The 14,699-nt window shown below is 71.4% G+C and carries 13 protein-coding genes; 10 read left to right on the forward strand and 3 right to left on the reverse strand.

Translation table 11 applies throughout. From position 1 onward, the window contains the following. Positions 1-3 precede the first annotated feature (3 nt). Entirely contained in the window at positions 4-1,803 is a 1,800-nt protein-coding gene (locus ABZS69_RS33050) for a glycoside hydrolase family 18 protein (protein WP_355379253.1), read from the forward strand. On the opposite strand, the gene ABZS69_RS33055 is transcribed toward ABZS69_RS33050, so the two are convergent. Beyond that, positions 1,796-3,229 (reverse strand): molybdopterin-dependent oxidoreductase, encoded by a 1,434-nt coding sequence (locus ABZS69_RS33055; RefSeq protein WP_355379254.1) that lies wholly within the window; start codon positions 3,227-3,229, stop codon positions 1,796-1,798. The genes ABZS69_RS33050 and ABZS69_RS33055 overlap by 8 nt on opposite strands. A gap of 256 nt (positions 3,230-3,485) precedes the next feature. Here ABZS69_RS33055 and ABZS69_RS33060 point away from each other — a divergent pair, with 256 nt between their 5' ends. Continuing rightward, entirely contained in the window at positions 3,486-4,880 is a 1,395-nt protein-coding gene (locus ABZS69_RS33060; protein ID WP_355379255.1) for a hypothetical protein, read from the forward strand. Here the strand turns inward: ABZS69_RS33060 and erm are convergent. Then, the gene (gene erm / locus ABZS69_RS33065; protein WP_355379256.1) at positions 4,869-5,693 is read right to left on the reverse strand and encodes an ErmE/ErmH/ErmO/ErmR family 23S rRNA (adenine(2058)-N(6))-methyltransferase; all 825 of its coding nucleotides are present in this window, start codon (positions 5,691-5,693) and stop codon (positions 4,869-4,871) included. The two genes, ABZS69_RS33060 and erm, sit on opposite strands and share 12 nt — an antisense overlap. A gap of 263 nt (positions 5,694-5,956) precedes the next feature. On the opposite strand from erm, the gene ABZS69_RS33070 reads away from it, so the two are divergent. From ABZS69_RS33070 to ABZS69_RS33105, 8 genes are all read left to right on the forward strand, one after another. Further along, positions 5,957-6,634, forward strand: coding sequence for a response regulator transcription factor (locus tag ABZS69_RS33070; protein ID WP_355379257.1), 678 nt, complete (start codon positions 5,957-5,959; stop codon positions 6,632-6,634). Next, positions 6,631-8,055, forward strand: a complete 1,425-nt coding sequence (locus ABZS69_RS33075; RefSeq protein ID WP_355379258.1) for a HAMP domain-containing sensor histidine kinase — start codon at positions 6,631-6,633, stop codon at positions 8,053-8,055. The genes ABZS69_RS33070 and ABZS69_RS33075 overlap by 4 nt, the downstream gene beginning before the upstream one ends. A gap of 24 nt (positions 8,056-8,079) precedes the next feature. Further along, positions 8,080-8,604 carry a hypothetical protein gene (locus ABZS69_RS33080; RefSeq protein WP_355379259.1) on the forward strand — a complete coding sequence of 175 codons (525 nt, stop codon included), beginning with the start codon at positions 8,080-8,082 and terminating at the stop codon, positions 8,602-8,604. Next, positions 8,601-9,692, forward strand: a complete 1,092-nt coding sequence (locus ABZS69_RS33085; RefSeq protein ID WP_355379260.1) for a peptidoglycan-binding protein — start codon at positions 8,601-8,603, stop codon at positions 9,690-9,692. Before ABZS69_RS33080 ends, ABZS69_RS33085 begins: the two co-directional genes overlap by 4 nt. Continuing rightward, on the forward strand, positions 9,692-10,354 hold the full coding sequence (locus ABZS69_RS33090) for an ABC transporter ATP-binding protein (protein WP_355379275.1): 663 nt from the start codon (positions 9,692-9,694) through the stop codon (positions 10,352-10,354). Before ABZS69_RS33085 ends, ABZS69_RS33090 begins: the two co-directional genes overlap by 1 nt. Further along, a complete protein-coding gene (locus ABZS69_RS33095; protein WP_355379261.1) occupies positions 10,351-11,547 on the forward strand; it encodes an ABC transporter permease in 1,197 nt (398 codons plus the stop codon). Before ABZS69_RS33090 ends, ABZS69_RS33095 begins: the two co-directional genes overlap by 4 nt. Positions 11,548-11,600: 53 nt before the next feature. Continuing rightward, a complete protein-coding gene (locus ABZS69_RS33100) occupies positions 11,601-12,464 on the forward strand; it encodes a hypothetical protein (protein ID WP_355379262.1) in 864 nt (287 codons plus the stop codon). Positions 12,465-12,541: 77 nt separating this feature from the next. After that, positions 12,542-13,417 carry a helix-turn-helix transcriptional regulator gene (locus ABZS69_RS33105; protein ID WP_355379263.1) on the forward strand — a complete coding sequence of 292 codons (876 nt, stop codon included), beginning with the start codon at positions 12,542-12,544 and terminating at the stop codon, positions 13,415-13,417. Here the strand turns inward: ABZS69_RS33105 and ABZS69_RS33110 are convergent. Further along, the gene (locus ABZS69_RS33110) at positions 13,403-14,404 is read right to left on the reverse strand and encodes an AI-2E family transporter (protein WP_355379264.1); all 1,002 of its coding nucleotides are present in this window, start codon (positions 14,402-14,404) and stop codon (positions 13,403-13,405) included. The genes ABZS69_RS33105 and ABZS69_RS33110 overlap by 15 nt on opposite strands. Positions 14,405-14,699: the final 295 nt, after the last annotated feature.

The raw sequence follows: 14,699 nt of genomic DNA on the forward strand, positions 1-14,699 counted from the left end.
CGCATGAATCTCCGAGGACCGGTCGCGCTCGCCCTGGCACTCGTCGCGCTGCACGCCACTCCGGCGGCGGCCGCCAACGTCCTGGCCAACCCCGGCTTCGAGTCCGGCCTGAGCGGCTGGACGTGCGGCGCCGGGTCCGGCGCGCAGGCCGTGTCGTCGCCCGTGCACGGCGGCACCCGCGCGCTCCAGGCCACCCCGCAGGGCAGCGACTACGCCCGCTGCCAGCAGACCGTCACCGTCAAGCCGAACACCGCCTACCAGCTCTCGGCCTGGGTCCAGGGCAACTACGTCTTCCTCGGCGCCACCGGCACCGGCGGCACCGACCCGCAGACGTGGGGCACGCCCGGCGCCGCGTGGAGCCAGCTCAAGACCTCCTTCACGACTGGCGCCTCGACCACGTCCGTGACCGTGTACGTCAACGGCTGGTACGGCCAGGGCGCCTACCTGGCCGACGACGTGGTGCTCGACGGCCCCGGCGGCACCCCGGACACCCAGGCCCCGACGGTCCCCGGCAACGTCTCCGTCGGCGGCGCCACGAGCTCCAGCCTCACCGTGAGCTGGTCGGCGGCCACGGACAACGTCGGGGTGGCCCGTTACGAGGTCTCCCGCGACGGCGGTGCCCCGGTCGCCGTCACCGGGACGAGCCACCAGGCGACCGGGCTCGCCGCGGCCACCACGTACCGCTTCAAGGTCCGCGCCTGCGACGCCGCGGGCAACTGCTCGGCCTACACCCCGGAGGCGAGCGGCACCACGACGAGCGGCGGCGGGGGCGGCGGCGGGCTGCCGAAGCGGGTGATGGTGGGCTACCTGCACGCCTCATTCGCCAACGGATCCGGATATATCCGGATGAGTGAGGTTCCGAACGAGTGGGACATCATCAACCTCGCCTTCGGCGAGCCCACCTCGGTCACCTCGGGCGACATCAGGTTCCGCCAGTGTCCCGCGGCCGAGTGCCCCAACGTCGAGCCCGAGGCCGACTTCGTCGCCGCCATCAGGGCCAAGCAGGCGCAGGGCAAGAAGGTGCTGATCTCGATCGGCGGCCAGAACGGCCAGGTCCAGCTCACGACCGCGGCGGCCCGCGACAAGTTCGTGGAGTCGGTGGCCGCGATCATCGACCGGTACGGCCTCGACGGCCTGGACGTCGACTTCGAGGGCCACTCGCTCTACCTCAACCCCGGCGACACGAACCTCGCCGCCCCGACCACCCCGGTCGTCGTCAACCTGATCTCGGCGCTGAAGACGCTCAAGAGCCGCTACGGCTCCAGATTCGTGCTGACCATGGCGCCGGAGACGTTCTTCGTCCAGCTCGGCTACCAGTTCTACGGCCCGGGGCCGAACGGCACGGCCGACAGCAGGAGCGCCTCGTACCTGCCGGTCATCCACGCCCTGCGCGACGACCTGACCCTGCTCCACGTGCAGGACTACAACTCGGGCCCGATCATGGGCCTCGACGGCCAGTACCACACGATGGGCGGGCACGACTTCCACGTGGCCATGACGGACCTGCTGCTGGCCGGCTTCCCGATCATGGGCAACGCGGGCAACGTGTTCCCGCCGCTGCGCCAGGACCAGGTGGCCATCGGGCTGCCCGCCTCCCCGAACGCGGGCAACGGGTTCACCACGGTGGCGGAGGTGCAGAAGGCGTTCGACTGCCTCGCCAAGGGGACGAACTGCGGCACCTACCGGCCGCGTGGCGTCTACCCGAACCTGCGCGGCCTGATGACCTGGTCGATCAACTGGGACAAGTTCAACGGCTTCGAGTTCTCCCGGAGCCACCGGGCGTACCTGAACGGTCTCACGTGACGAGCTGCGTGGGCTTGAGCGGGATGCCGAGGCCGGGCGGCCGGTAGGTGGGCAGCGCCTCGCCGTACTCGTGCATCCAGGCGTGGTCCACCAGCAGCCGCATCCGCCCGCCGCCGGGCGGGCCGCCCTCCTGCACCGGAGCGGCCCGCCCGGCCAGGCGCGCGACCGCCTGCGCGACCAGCCCGGTGTCGGGCGACGACAGGTCGCAGTGGTCGTCGGGCCCGATGAGCAGATCCACATCGGGCGGCAGCGGGTAGATCGGCCGCGGCAGGGCCAGCACGCGCGGCGGCGGCGCCATCGGCCAGCCGTCGCGCACCGCCTCCAGCAGCACCGAGCGCGCGGTCCGGCGCGCGAACAGCCCCTCGGACAGCGCCCAGCTCAGCGCGCCCACGTCCGCGCGGTCCTCGCCGCAGGCGTGCAGGCACAGGTACGGCACCAGCGGGATCCCGGCCCCGCTCGCCTGCGCCCACCCGGTGCCGCAGCCGGTCAGCACCAGCAGCGCCAGCATCGCCCGGTAGGCGGTGTCGGCGTGCGGCGTGTCGAGCCGCCCCGGCACGAGCAGGCAGCGCCCGCCGGTCTTCTCCGCCGTCACACCGAGCTCCCGCGCGATCTTCAACGTCCGCGACGCGGCCACCCCCGTGCACGCCTCCTGCCAGGCTGGCGTGTACGGCTCGTCCGGGTCCGCGTACCCGGACGGCCACACGCCGGGCAAGCCCGGCCGGACCACCCCGTACACGGCCAGCAGCAGATCGAACACCGTCGTCACCAACTCGCCGCCGTCCCGCAGGACCGGCACACCCCGCCGCAGCACGCCCGGCCCGTCGTCGAAGCGCGGCAGCAGCACCTCCACCGCCTCGCCGCCGTACACGCTCAGCCGGTCACACCCGTGCCCCAGCAGCCCGCCCGGCACGTAGCCGTCCTCGCGCTCCCGCAGCCGCACCAGCAACGGCAGGTCCGTGCGCTCCATGGCGTGCTCGGCGAACGGCGTCCGGTCCAGGAAGAACTCCTTGAGCAGCACGTGCCCCATGGCCATCGCGAGCGCCCCGTCCGTGCCGGGGCGCACGACCAGCGTCTCGTCGGACAACCGCGTCGGATGCGTGCCGATCGCCACCACCTTCTGCCCCTTGTACCGGCCGGCGATCACCCAGGGCGTGTCCGGCGTGCGTACCAGCCGGTTGTTCTCCCCCCACAGCAGCACGTACGCCGCCCGCGCCCAGTCGTCGGCCCCCGGGCCCGCGAACCCCGGCCCCAGCACCTGCTCCGGGGCGCACGGATGCTCGGTCAGCACCGCGCCGCCGAGGTCGGCGACTAGCCCGGCCAGCGGCGAGGTGGACAGCGCCGCCACCCGATCGGCCCCGTGACACGCGGCGGTGTAAACCATCGCCGCCGCCGTCAGCTCGGCCGCCATGGCGTCGTCGAGCGGCACTCGCCGCTCCCCTCTGAACGGCCGATATTGCTGAGAATTCCCTGTGAGTTTCGCCCAGGCGGCAACCGGGTCACGGACCCCGTCCCGCACCTCGAAATAGAGCCTGACCAGTGCCTGGTTGACCTGCGATCCCCCCATGGAAAAAGTTCAACACAGAGGGTGATGCTCTATCGCCATACGTATCGGCATGTCGGGGATAAGAATTGGAAGCCCTGGTGGCAACCACTGCCGCTGTTACGGCAGGCTAGAGGCCGCCATGGATTACGCAGTTCTCACGGGGATAGTCCTCGTCGCCGGTGTCGTACTCGCTCTAGTCGCCCAATGGCGGGATTGGCGTCCACCGCTCGTCGTCGCCATCGTCGTCGGCGTGGCCGTACGCCTGCTCATCATGTACACCTCGGCCATCGATTCGTGGCAACCCGTCGACTTCATGGAGAGCTTCAAGCCCGCCGGCGAGGCCGTGCTGCGCGGCCAGGACCCGGTGCTGGCCAGCGAGGGCGGCTGGCACTTCCTGCCGACCATCCCCTACGTGTACGGGATCCTGCTGTGGCTCGGCATCCCGTGGGAGTACGCCGGGCGCCTGGTCACCGTGGTCGCCGACATCGCGCTGATCCCGCTGGTGGCCAAGCTGGCCGGCGGCCCCAAGGCGTCGCTGCGGGCCCTCCAGTACGCGCTCAACCCCCTCGCCCTGATGATCGCCGCCATCCACGGCCAGGTCGAGCCGGTCGCGCTCGTGTTCGGCGTGGCGGCGTTCGTGGTCGCCCGCGGCTCCGGCTCGCTGGAGCGTCCCGGCATCGCGACGGACGTGGTCGCCCGGGTGCGCGCCGGCGTGGCCGCGTACGGCGTGCGCTCCTCGATCCCGCGCGTGATCGGCCGGGGCGGCCTGCTGCACCGCGCCCTGCTGCCGGGCCCCGGCGACCGGGCCGACCTCAAGCGGGGCGCGCTGGCCGGGGTGCTGATGGGCCTGGCGCTGTGCGCGAAGAGCTGGCCGATCTGGCTGATCCCCGGCATGCTGCTGCTCCTGCCCAACCTGCGCTCCCGGGTCGCCGCGCTGTTCACCACCGGGGTCGTGCCGCTGTTCTTCCTGGTCACGCTGCCGGTCTTCGCGGGCACGTCCCTCAACCAGATCCCCGCGGTCATCAACACCATCCGCGACATCCGCCCCATCGTCGGCGAGTGGGGCTGGACCCCCTGGTACACCGGCGGCGACTGGGCGCTGCGGCCCGACCTGGCCTCGTTCGGCACGAACCTGATCTACCTGTGCGTCGTGGCCGCCGTGCTCTACTGGCGGCGCGCCGACCCGATCGACATGACGACCGCCGTCCTGCTCGTCTTCATGGTCGTGACGCCCCGGCTCGGGGCTCAATACCTGATGTGGTTCATGCCGTTCCTGGTCGCCCGGCCCACCAGGTTCGCCTGGCCGGCCATCGTGGGCGTGTCGCTCTGGTCCGGATACGGCTACCTCTACATGACCCAGTTCGACGTCAACAGCTGGTGGTACCTGCACCAGGACTGGTCGCGGGCGTCGATCGTGCTGCTGCCCATCCTGGCGCTGGCCATGCCCTGGGGCCGCCGCGTCGCGGCCACGGCCCCAGGACTGGCTCCCCTGGTCGGCCCTTCGGGCCGGGCCAGGGTCAAGTCACCCGCATAGGCGCTCCCACAGGATGATCCACTGGTCGGGGTGGACGTGGGCCACGACGGCGTCGCGGGCCACGCCCGCCGCCTCCAGAGCGGCGTCCACCCCCTGGTAACGGGTCTTCAGCGAAGCGCGCACCGAGCCGCCGACGCCGCCGAAGCCCAGCTCGACCAGCTCCTGATAGGAGCGGCGCCCGTGAACGAGAGCCTCGGGCCTGCGCTGGACGCGCAGGATCGCCGAGTCGACGGACGGGACGGGCCGGAAGCTCTCCCTGCCGATCGTGTCGCCGAGCCGCCAGTGGAACCACGGCCACGACTCCACCGTGACCAGGCTCCAGCGGCCGTAGTCGCCCGACCGCTTGCGGGCGTACTCCCGCTGCGTGAGCAGCGTCGCCGAGGTCAGCTCCGGTGCCCGCAGGCACCAGTCCACGATCTTCGACGTGATCGAGTACGGGATGTTGCCCACGACCGCGAACGGCTCGCGGGGCGCCCGCGCGGCCGTGAAGTCGCCCCTGACCACGCTGATCCTGGGATCGCTGCGCGTACGGGCGGCCAGCCGCCCGGCGAGCATCGGGTCGATCTCGTAGCCGACGACCCGCGCGCCCGCGTCGGCGAGGGCGAAGGTGAGCACGCCCTCCCCGGCGCCGGGCTCCAGCACGAGCCCTTCGGGCGCGGCGGCCTTCACCATCAGGTCGAGGGCATGCCTGTCGGCCAGGAAATTCTGCGAGAGCGTACGCCTCGCCCGGTCTTTGGGCGTGCGACCGCCGCCGCCATTCCTGGCTTTACGCTGAGTATGCGAATAGTTTCCGTGCGCGAAATTCTGCGCCACAGCACTCGCCCTTTCGGGTCCTCGAGATTGACAGGTCTCGAAGGGCCCTGGGCTCGCGTGCGGACGCTACAGCCTCAGGTGATCGCGTCCGCTAGCGGGCCAGAGCCCGGCCGCGGCGGATGCGAATGAAAACCTGGCAGGAGAACATGCTTGTCATGCCGGCCAGAGTAGGCAGCGGCCCGCCGTCCGGGCAACGGAATTAAATCGGGGCCGCCCTGAGCGCTTTGAGCCCGCATTGAAGTGGCTCGGGTAGACCTTTAGCCATGGACCGACCGGCCAGGGTGCTCGTCGTGGACGACGAGCCGAACATCCGCGCCCTGCTCTCCCAGACGTTGCGGCTGGTGTCTTTCGAGGTCAGGACCGCGGAGACGGGGGCGGAGGCGGTGACGGCCGCCAGGGAGTTCGACCCCGACATCGTGGTGCTCGACGTGATGCTGGCGGACTTCGACGGGTTCGAGGTCGCCAGGCGGCTGGGGGAGCGCATCCCCGTGCTGTTCCTGACCGCCCGCGACCGGGTCGAGGACCGTGTCCAGGGCCTCACGCTGGGCGCCGACGACTACGTGGCCAAGCCGTTCAGTCTGGAGGAGGTGGTGCTGCGCATCCGGGCCATCCTGCGCCGCAGCCGCTCGACGCCGCGCAACGACGTGCTCCGCTACGCCGACCTGGAGCTGGACTCCGCGGCCCACCAGGTGTCCCGGGCCGGGGTGCCGGTGGACCTGTCGCCCACCGAGTTCAACCTCCTCGAATATCTCCTCACCAACGCCGGCAGGGTCGTGAGCAAGGCACAGATCCTCGACAGCGTCTGGCACTACGACTTCGACGGCGACTCCAGCATCGTCGAGTCGTACGTCTACTACCTGCGCAAGAAGATCGACAAGTGGGAGCCGCAGCTCATCCACACCGTGCGCGGCGTCGGCTACACGCTGAGGACCCCGAGGTGAGGCCCGCCACCTGGACCCTGCGTACCCGCCTGGTCATGGCCGTGCTCGGGGTCGCCACACTCGGGCTGGTGCTCTCCACCGTGGCGGGCGTCGTACTGCTGCGCGGCAGCCTGACGGACCGGGTGGACAAGCAGCTCGAACAGCTCACCAAGATGGCCACGATCAAGAACGGCCAGCTCTTCGGGTCGATCCGGACGCTCACGGCCTCCCCGATGAACGACGTCGTCTCCGAGGTGCTCACGAAGCGGGTCGCCGCCATCCAGCAGATCATGGTGTTCGGCTCCGACGGCACGCTGCAGTACAGGTTCGGCGCCGCCTCCGGCCAACCCGGCCCCGTCGTCGACGAGGGCAGGACCGGCGAGAACTACACCGCGCCGGGCACCTCGGGGCCATCCTGGCGCGTGCGCGCCGTGAAGGCGTCCGACGGCAGCACCCTGGTCTTCGCCCAGTCGCTCGCCGAGGTCGAGCAGACCCAGAACTCCGCCATCGCCATCTTCGTCGCGGTGGGCGCGTTCGTGCTGCTCCTGATCGGCCTGGCCGCCGGCGCCCTGGTACGCCTCGGCCTGCGCCCGCTGACCAGGATGGAGGCCACGGCCGGCCACATCGCCCGCGGGGACTTCGACCGCCGGGTGCCCGCCGACGACCCGCACACCGAGCCCGGCCGCCTGGCCCGCGCCATGAACGTCATGCTCGACCGCCTCCAGTCCGAGATCGCCGCCAGGACCGACTCCGAGGCCCGCATGCGCCGCTTCCTCGCCGACGCCTCCCACGAGCTGCGCACCCCGCTCACCTCCGTGCGCGGCTTCGCCGAGCTGCACCGCAGGGGCGGCGACGACGGCGAGGCGATGCACCGGATCGAGGACGAGGCCGCCAGGATGGGCGTGCTGGTCAACGACCTGCTCACGCTGGCCCAGCTCGACGAGGAACGCCCGATCGAGCGGCGGCCCGTCGACCTGCTGGAGGTGGCCGCCGACACGATCCGCGACGCCCGCGTACGCGCGCCGGACCGGCAGGTCAGGCTCGCCGCCCTCGACGGCCCCCTCGCACCCGTGACGATCACGGGCGACGACGCCCGCCTGCGCCAGGTGGCCGCCAACCTCGTCGGCAACGCCCTCTGCCACACGCCCCCCGACGCGTCCGTCACCGTCAAGGTCGGCAGATCGGACGGCCTGGCCGTGCTGGAGGTGTCCGACACCGGGCCCGGCGTGCCGCCCGAGCACGTGCCGCACCTGTTCGACCGCCTCTACCGCGTCGGCCGGGGCAGATCCAGGGCCGACGGCGGCGCCGGGCTCGGCCTGGCCATCGTCTCCGCCATCGTCCGCGCCCACGGGGGCAGCGTCGAGGTGGACACCGCGCCAGGCGAGGGCGCGACGTTCCGTGTCCTCCTACCTGGCTCCGAGGCGGCTCCCAGCCCGCTTTGAACGGAGCTCGGCACATTCGGAGGCATGACGAAGACACTCATCGCGGCCGCGTTGCTGGCCGCGTTCGCCGTCGGCTGCGGCAGCCGGCAGGGTGACACGGGAGTCGCCTCCGTGGCCGTGGGCTCCTCCGCGAAGCCCTCCGCGAGCGCCGCCCCGACGGGCACGACGGACCCGCAGGAGCAGGGCAGGAAGTTCGCGCAGTGCATGCGCGACCACGGGATCCCCATGGAGGACCCCGACCCGGACGGGGGCGGCGGCCTCCAGGCGATCGGCGAGAACGCCGACAAGAAGAAGGTCATGGACGCCGTCACGGCCTGCCAGGCGTACGCCCCCTTCAAAGACCGCAAGAACCTCGACCCGCAGCAGGTCGACCAACTCCGCGAGCTGGCCAGGTGCATGCGCGAGAACGGCGTGGACTGGCCCGACCCCAACCCCGACGGCAGCTTCTCCAGCGGCACCGCGCAGAAGCTGGACCGGAACGACCCCACGTTCAAGAAGGCCTTCGAGGTCTGCGGCAAGAAGTTCCCGAAGCTGGGGGAGCGGAAGTGACGCAGGTCAAGGAGCCCGCGGCGGCCACGCGCGCGTTGCCGCCGCGCCGTCGCCGCCCCCTGCGGGCGCTGGCGTGGACGGGCGGCGCCGCGCTGCTCGCCGCCGCCGTCGCCGCGGCCGCCGTGGGCTTCGGCGGAGACGGCGCCGGTACGGCCGCCGCCACCCGTACGCCCCCGGCCACCGCCAAGGTGACCCGCACGACCCTCACCGAGACCAGGACCGTGGACGGCACCCTCGGCTACGGCGCCCCCCTGACCGTCACCGGCAAGACCCAGGGCACGATCACCTGGCTCCCCGGCGAGGGCACCACGATCACCCGCGGCCACGGCGTCTACAGCGTGGACGCCGACCGCCGCCCCCTCCTGTACGGGACCATGCCCCTCTACCGCACCCTGGAGGACGGCGTCGAGGGCAAGGACGTGGAACTGCTCGAACGCAACCTCAAGAAGCTCGGCTACACCGGCTTCGACGTCGACCGCGAGTTCACCTGGGCCACCAGGGAGGCGGTCGAGGACTGGCAGGACGACCTGGGGCTCGACGTCACCGGCAAGGTGCTGCCGGGCGACGTCGTGGTCGCCGACGGCCCCATCCGGGTCGCCGACCTGAAGAAGGCGCTCGGCGACAGCGCGAGCGGCCCCGTGCTGACCGCCACCGGCACCACCCGCCAGGTGCTCGTCAACCTCGACGTGGCCGACGAACACCTGGTCAGGAAGGACATGAAGGCCACCGTCGAGCTGCCCGACGGCACCGAGGTGAGCGGCCGGATCGCCCGGGTGGGCAAGGTCGCCACCGAGACCGGCTCCGGCAACGACACGACCACCACCGTCGAGGTCGAGGTGTCGGTGCGCGGGCTGAAGAAGTCGTACGACGCCGCCCCCGTGGACGTCACGATCGTCTCGGACCAGCGCGAGAACGTCCTGGCCGTCCCCGTCGGCGCGCTGTTCGCGCTGACCGAGGGCGGCTACGGCGTACAGGTCGTCGAGGGCCCGGCCACCCGCTACGCGGCGGTCGAGACCGGCATGTTCGCCGACGGCCAGGTCGAGGTCACCGGTGTCCAGGAGGGCACGACCGTGGCGGTGCCCAAGTGATCGTCGAACTGCACGACGTGAGCAAGGACTACGGCGACGTGGCCGCGCTCCGCGGGGTCTCGATGGGCATCGGGCACGGCGAGCTCGTCGGCATCGTCGGCCCCTCCGGCTCAGGCAAGTCGACCATGCTCAACATGATCGGCACCCTCGACCGCCCGTCCGGCGGCCTGGTCCGCATCGCGGGACACGACGTGGGCTCGCTCACTGACAGACAGCTCTCCGCGCTGCGCGCGAACGTCATCGGCTTCGTGTTCCAGCAGTTCCACCTGGCCGCCGGGGTCCCCGCGCTGGACAACGTGGCCGACGGCCTCCTGTACGCGGGCCCGTCCCTGCGGGAGCGGCGGGTGCGCGCGTACGACGCCCTCGAACGCGTCGGCCTCGGACACCGGCTCGGCCACCGTCCGCACGAGCTGTCCGGCGGCGAACGCCAGCGCGTGGCCATCGCCCGCGCCGTGGTCGGCGAGCCGCGGCTGCTGCTGGCCGACGAGCCCACCGGCAACCTCGACTCCCGCTCGGGAGCGGGCGTCATGGAGCTGCTGCGCGAGCTGAACGCGGGCGGCACCACCGTGGTCGTCATCACCCACGACCGCGACATCGCGTCCTCGCTGCCCAGGCAGATCGAGATGCTGGACGGTCGAGTGGTCGATGGAGTTCGGACATGAGCATGCTGGTAGCGGCCCGGATGCGGCCGCGTGACGTGATCAGGGTCGGCGGGGCGGGCCTGCGGGCCAGGCCGCTGCGGGTGTTCCTGTCGGCGCTCGGCATCGCCATCGGCATCGCCGCCATGCTCGGCGTCGTCGGCATCTCCGCCTCCAGCCAGGAGAACCTCAACCGGCAGCTCGAAGCGCTGGGCACCAACCTGCTCACCGTCTCGCCCGGCCAGACCCTGTTCGGCGAGAGGTCCCACCTGCCCGCAGAGTCGGAGGGCATGATCGGCCAGATCGGCCCGGTCACCGCCGTCACCGCGACCGGCACCACCGCCGCCAAGGTCTACCGCAACGACCACATCCCCGAGGCCCAGACCGGCAGCGTCTCCGTCACCGCCGCCCGGCTCGACCTCATCGAGGACGTCGGCGCCACCGTCGTCAGTGGCGCCTGGCTGAACGAGGCCACCCACCGCTACCCGGCCACCGTGCTCGGTGCCAAGGCCGCCGACCGGCTCGGCGTCGCCCAGGCCGGTCCCGACCAGCGGGTGTGGCTGGGCGGGCGGTGGTTCACCGTCGTGGGCGTGCTCGCGTCCGCGCCGCTGGCCCCCGAGCTCGACACGGCCGCGCTGGTCGGCTGGCCGGTCGCGGAGGAGCGGCTCGGCTTCGACGGGTACGCGACCACGATCTACACCAGGGCGCAGGAGCAGCACGTCGCCGCCGTCCGCGACGTGCTGGCCGCCACCGCGAACCCGGAGACGCCCAACGAGGTCGAGGTGTCGCGGCCGTCGGACGTGCTGGCCGCCAAACAGGCCACCGACGCCACGCTGAACGCGCTCCTGCTCGGCCTCGGCGGCGTCGCCCTGCTGGTCGGCGGCGTGGGCGTGGCCAACACCATGGTCATCTCGGTGCTGGAGCGACGCGCCGAGATCGGCCTGCGCCGCTCCCTCGGGGCCACGCGCGGCCAGGTCAGGGTGCAGTTCCTCGCGGAGTCGCTGCTGCTGTCGGCCGTCGGCGGCGTGGGCGGCGTGCTGCTCGGCATCGGCGTCACGGCGGCGTACGCGGGTTTCCAGAGCTGGCCCGCGATCGTGCCGGTCTGGGCCATGCTCGGCGGCGTCCTCGCCACGCTGGTCATCGGGGGCGTGGCGGGCTTCTACCCGGCCGTGCGGGCCGCGCGGATGTCGCCGACGGAGGCCCTGGCCACTCCGTGAGCTTGTCCGATTTCGACAAGAGACTGCCCCGGGTAAGGAGTAGCTTCGCCGTCATGGATGTGATCGACCGCGCAGAGAGATATCTGCAGCTCCACGGCCGTTTGATCGACAGGTTGCGGTTCGCGACGCTGTTCCGGGACGGGCCCCGCGAACCGGTGCTCGACGTGCTGCGCTGCTACCAGAACGCCGACGGCGGCTTCGGCAACGCGCTCGAACCCGACCTGCGCGGCGCGGGTAGCCAGCCGGAGCCGGTCGAGGTGGCCTTCTGGATCCTGGACGAGCTGGACGCGTTCGACTCGCCGATGGTGGCCGCCGCCTGCGACTACCTGACCGGCGTCAGCACGCCCGACGGCGGCGTGCCGTTCGTGCTGCCGTCCGTCCGCGACACGCCCCGGGCCCCGTGGTGGGAGACTCCCGACGACCCGCCGGGGAACCTCATCCCCACCGCGTCGATCGCGGGGCTGCTGCACAAGCACGGCAGCACGCATCCCTGGCTCGCCGCCGCCACCGACTTCTGCTGGTCGCGGATCGCCGCCCTCACCGAGACCAGCCCGTACGAGGCCCGCGCCGTCGTGACCTTCCTGGACCTGGTGCCGGACCGCTCCCGCGCGGAGGCGGAGTTCGCACGGTTGCGTGACGCTCTGCTCGCGACCGTCTCGTTCGATCCCGGCGCGCCCGGGGACGCGCACTTCCCCCTGGACTTCGCGTCCTCGCCGCTGCGGCTTCCGATGTTCACGCAGGACGTCCTGGACGCCCACCTCGACGCCCTGATCCGCGCGCAGTCCGACGACGGGGGCTGGAGCGGGAACTGGCTGATGTGGACGCCGGTGGTGGAGCACGAATGGGGCGGCTACCTCACCGTGGGACGGCTCAAGACGCTGCGGGCGTACGGGAGGTTGCCGGGCTTCTCCCCGTGAGCCTGCCGGGCTTCTCCCTGTGAGGCCGCCGGGCTTCTCCCCGTGAGGCTGTCGGTGGGGCGGAGTACGTTGGAGGCATGTACGTGGAACGGCCTCCGACCGCCGACCTCGCGGGCCGCCTCGCCTGCGTGTGGCATCAGGTCAGCGAGGCCGACGCCACGCAGCTCGTGGTGCCCGACGCCTGCGTCGACCTGATCTGGGGGCCGGAGGGGTTGTTCGTGGCCGGTCCGGACACCGGGCCGATGCCGACCCCGATGGCCTCCGGCGCCACGTTCGTCGGCGTCCGCTTCAAGCCTGGGGCGGTGGGCGACCTCTTCGGCGTCCCCCTCCAGGAGCTGCGCGACCAGCGCGTCCGGCTGTCCGACCTCCCGCTCCCGACCCTGCGCGACCAGCACCTTCCGCCGTCCGACTTCCCGTCGTCTGGGGTTCCGCTGTCTGGGCTTGCGCCGCCCGACCTGCTGTTGTCTGGGCTCGCGTCGTCAGAGCTTGCGCCGTCAGACCTCCCCTCGTCTGGGCTTCCGGCGTCCGGGATCCCATCGCCGCGTGTCGCGGACGCCGTGCCTTCCGCCGTGTCTTCCGCGGTGTCCTCCCGGCGGCTTGACGCGATGCTCTCGGCGGTCAGGGATCGCCTGGCCCACGGCGTCCCCGCCGATCCCGCGGGAGCGGCCATCGCCGGCGCGCTCAGGAAGGGCCGTACGGTCGGCGAGGTGGCGTGGGACCTGGGGTTCAGCGAGCGCCACCTGCACCGCCGCAGCCTGGCCACGTTCGGCTACTCGCCCAAGATCCTCCAGCGCATCGTCCGCTTCCAGCGCGCGCTGACCCTGGCCCGCGCGGGCGTCTCGCTGGCGGAGGTGGCGGTCACGGCGGGCTACGCGGACCAGGCGCACCTGTCACACGACGTCAAGCGGCTGAGCGGGGTGTCCATGCGCCACCTGCTCTCACCCGCGGGGTAGCTTGCCCGACACCAGCGTCCGCGCCCACCCGGCGGCAGGATCGCTGTCGATGAACAGCGCCCGCGCCAGCAGGCTGAGCGGAATGGCGAGAAGTGCCCCCAGAGGTCCCAGCACGAAAGTCCACACGATCAGCGAAAGAAACGTCATCGTCGTCGTCAATCCCACGGCGTCCCCCAGGAATTTGGGGAGAATGAACGACTGCGTGACGACATTGGTCACGGTGTACGCGGCGACGACGAGCAACATTTTCTGCACCCCGCCCTCCAGCAACGCGAGCATGGCGGGCGGCAGCAGGCCGATGATGAAACCGATGTTGGGGATGTAGTTGGTGATGAGCGCCAGCACCCCCCAGAGCAGCGGGAGCGGCACGTCCAGCAGCGACAGCGCGATCACGTCGAGCACCGCGTAAATGATGCCGAAGACGGTCGAGACAATCAGATAGCGCCGCGTTTTGTGCGCGAACGTGGACAGGGCGGGGACGATCTGCGCCCCGTTGCCCGCGCCGGAGGCGAGTATTCTCGCGGTCACCGGCGCGTCCAGACACATCGCCAGCAGCAGAACCACGATGAGAAACATCGACGACAGAATGGCGATCAAGCTGCCGAGCAGAGCCTGCGCGAATTCCACGATCTTGCCAGGGTCGAACGCGGCCAGCCCTTTGTTGAGCACGTCGCCGCTGAGGCCGTGCGCGGTCGCCCAGTGCTGTGCGTCGGTGACAAGGTGCTGGAACTGGGAGGTGTACGAGGGCAGCAGCGCGGTGAGCTGGGCGGCCGAGATGACCAGGATGCCGACCATGCCGAGGAGCACGAGCACCACTATGAGGAACGGCACCGCGACCTGCAGCCAGGTGGGCGCGCGCCAGGCGGCGAGCCTGCGACGCACCGGGGAGACGGCGATGACGAGCACCAGGGCCAGCACGATGGGGCCGGCGATCGACGCGACCTCGCGGATCCCGTAGAGGACGATCAAGGCGGCCGCGATGCCCACCAGGATGATGAGCGCCCTTGGCGCCGGTTGGTCTCGCACGGACGGTACGTACCCCTGGCGGGCGCGCGCACCATCGATTTGACGGTTCCCGGAGGCGTACATAGAGTTCACCAGTCCCGCGAGGGCGGCGCTTGATCGTCGATCTCACTCGGGGGCAACCTCCCTTCCACTTCGGTGCGAGACGTGCGCGTCTGGTTCTGTGGGCTGGTAAGTTAGAGGGGTTGTCCCGGAAACGGGGCGGGTCTTAATTTCCGCAAGTCGAGCAAGTCCGGTCAATTTGACAGGAACTTGAACG

Source organism: Nonomuraea sp. NPDC005650 (assembly GCF_040605375.1).
In the GTDB taxonomy this organism is placed as follows: domain Bacteria; phylum Actinomycetota; class Actinomycetes; order Streptosporangiales; family Streptosporangiaceae; genus Nonomuraea.

Coding starts and splice junctions, on each gene's coding strand:
- ABZS69_RS33100 (WP_355379262.1), top strand. CDS start 11,601: ATGGATGTGATCGACCGCGCAGAGAGATATCTGCAGCTCCACGGCCGT.
- ABZS69_RS33070 (WP_355379257.1), top strand. CDS start 5,957: ATGGACCGACCGGCCAGGGTGCTCGTCGTGGACGACGAGCCGAACATC.
- ABZS69_RS33080 (WP_355379259.1), top strand. CDS start 8,080: ATGACGAAGACACTCATCGCGGCCGCGTTGCTGGCCGCGTTCGCCGTC.
- ABZS69_RS33105 (WP_355379263.1), top strand. CDS start 12,542: ATGTACGTGGAACGGCCTCCGACCGCCGACCTCGCGGGCCGCCTCGCC.
- ABZS69_RS33060 (WP_355379255.1), top strand. CDS start 3,486: ATGGATTACGCAGTTCTCACGGGGATAGTCCTCGTCGCCGGTGTCGTA.
- ABZS69_RS33050 (WP_355379253.1), top strand. CDS start 4: ATGAATCTCCGAGGACCGGTCGCGCTCGCCCTGGCACTCGTCGCGCTG.
- ABZS69_RS33095 (WP_355379261.1), top strand. CDS start 10,351: ATGAGCATGCTGGTAGCGGCCCGGATGCGGCCGCGTGACGTGATCAGG.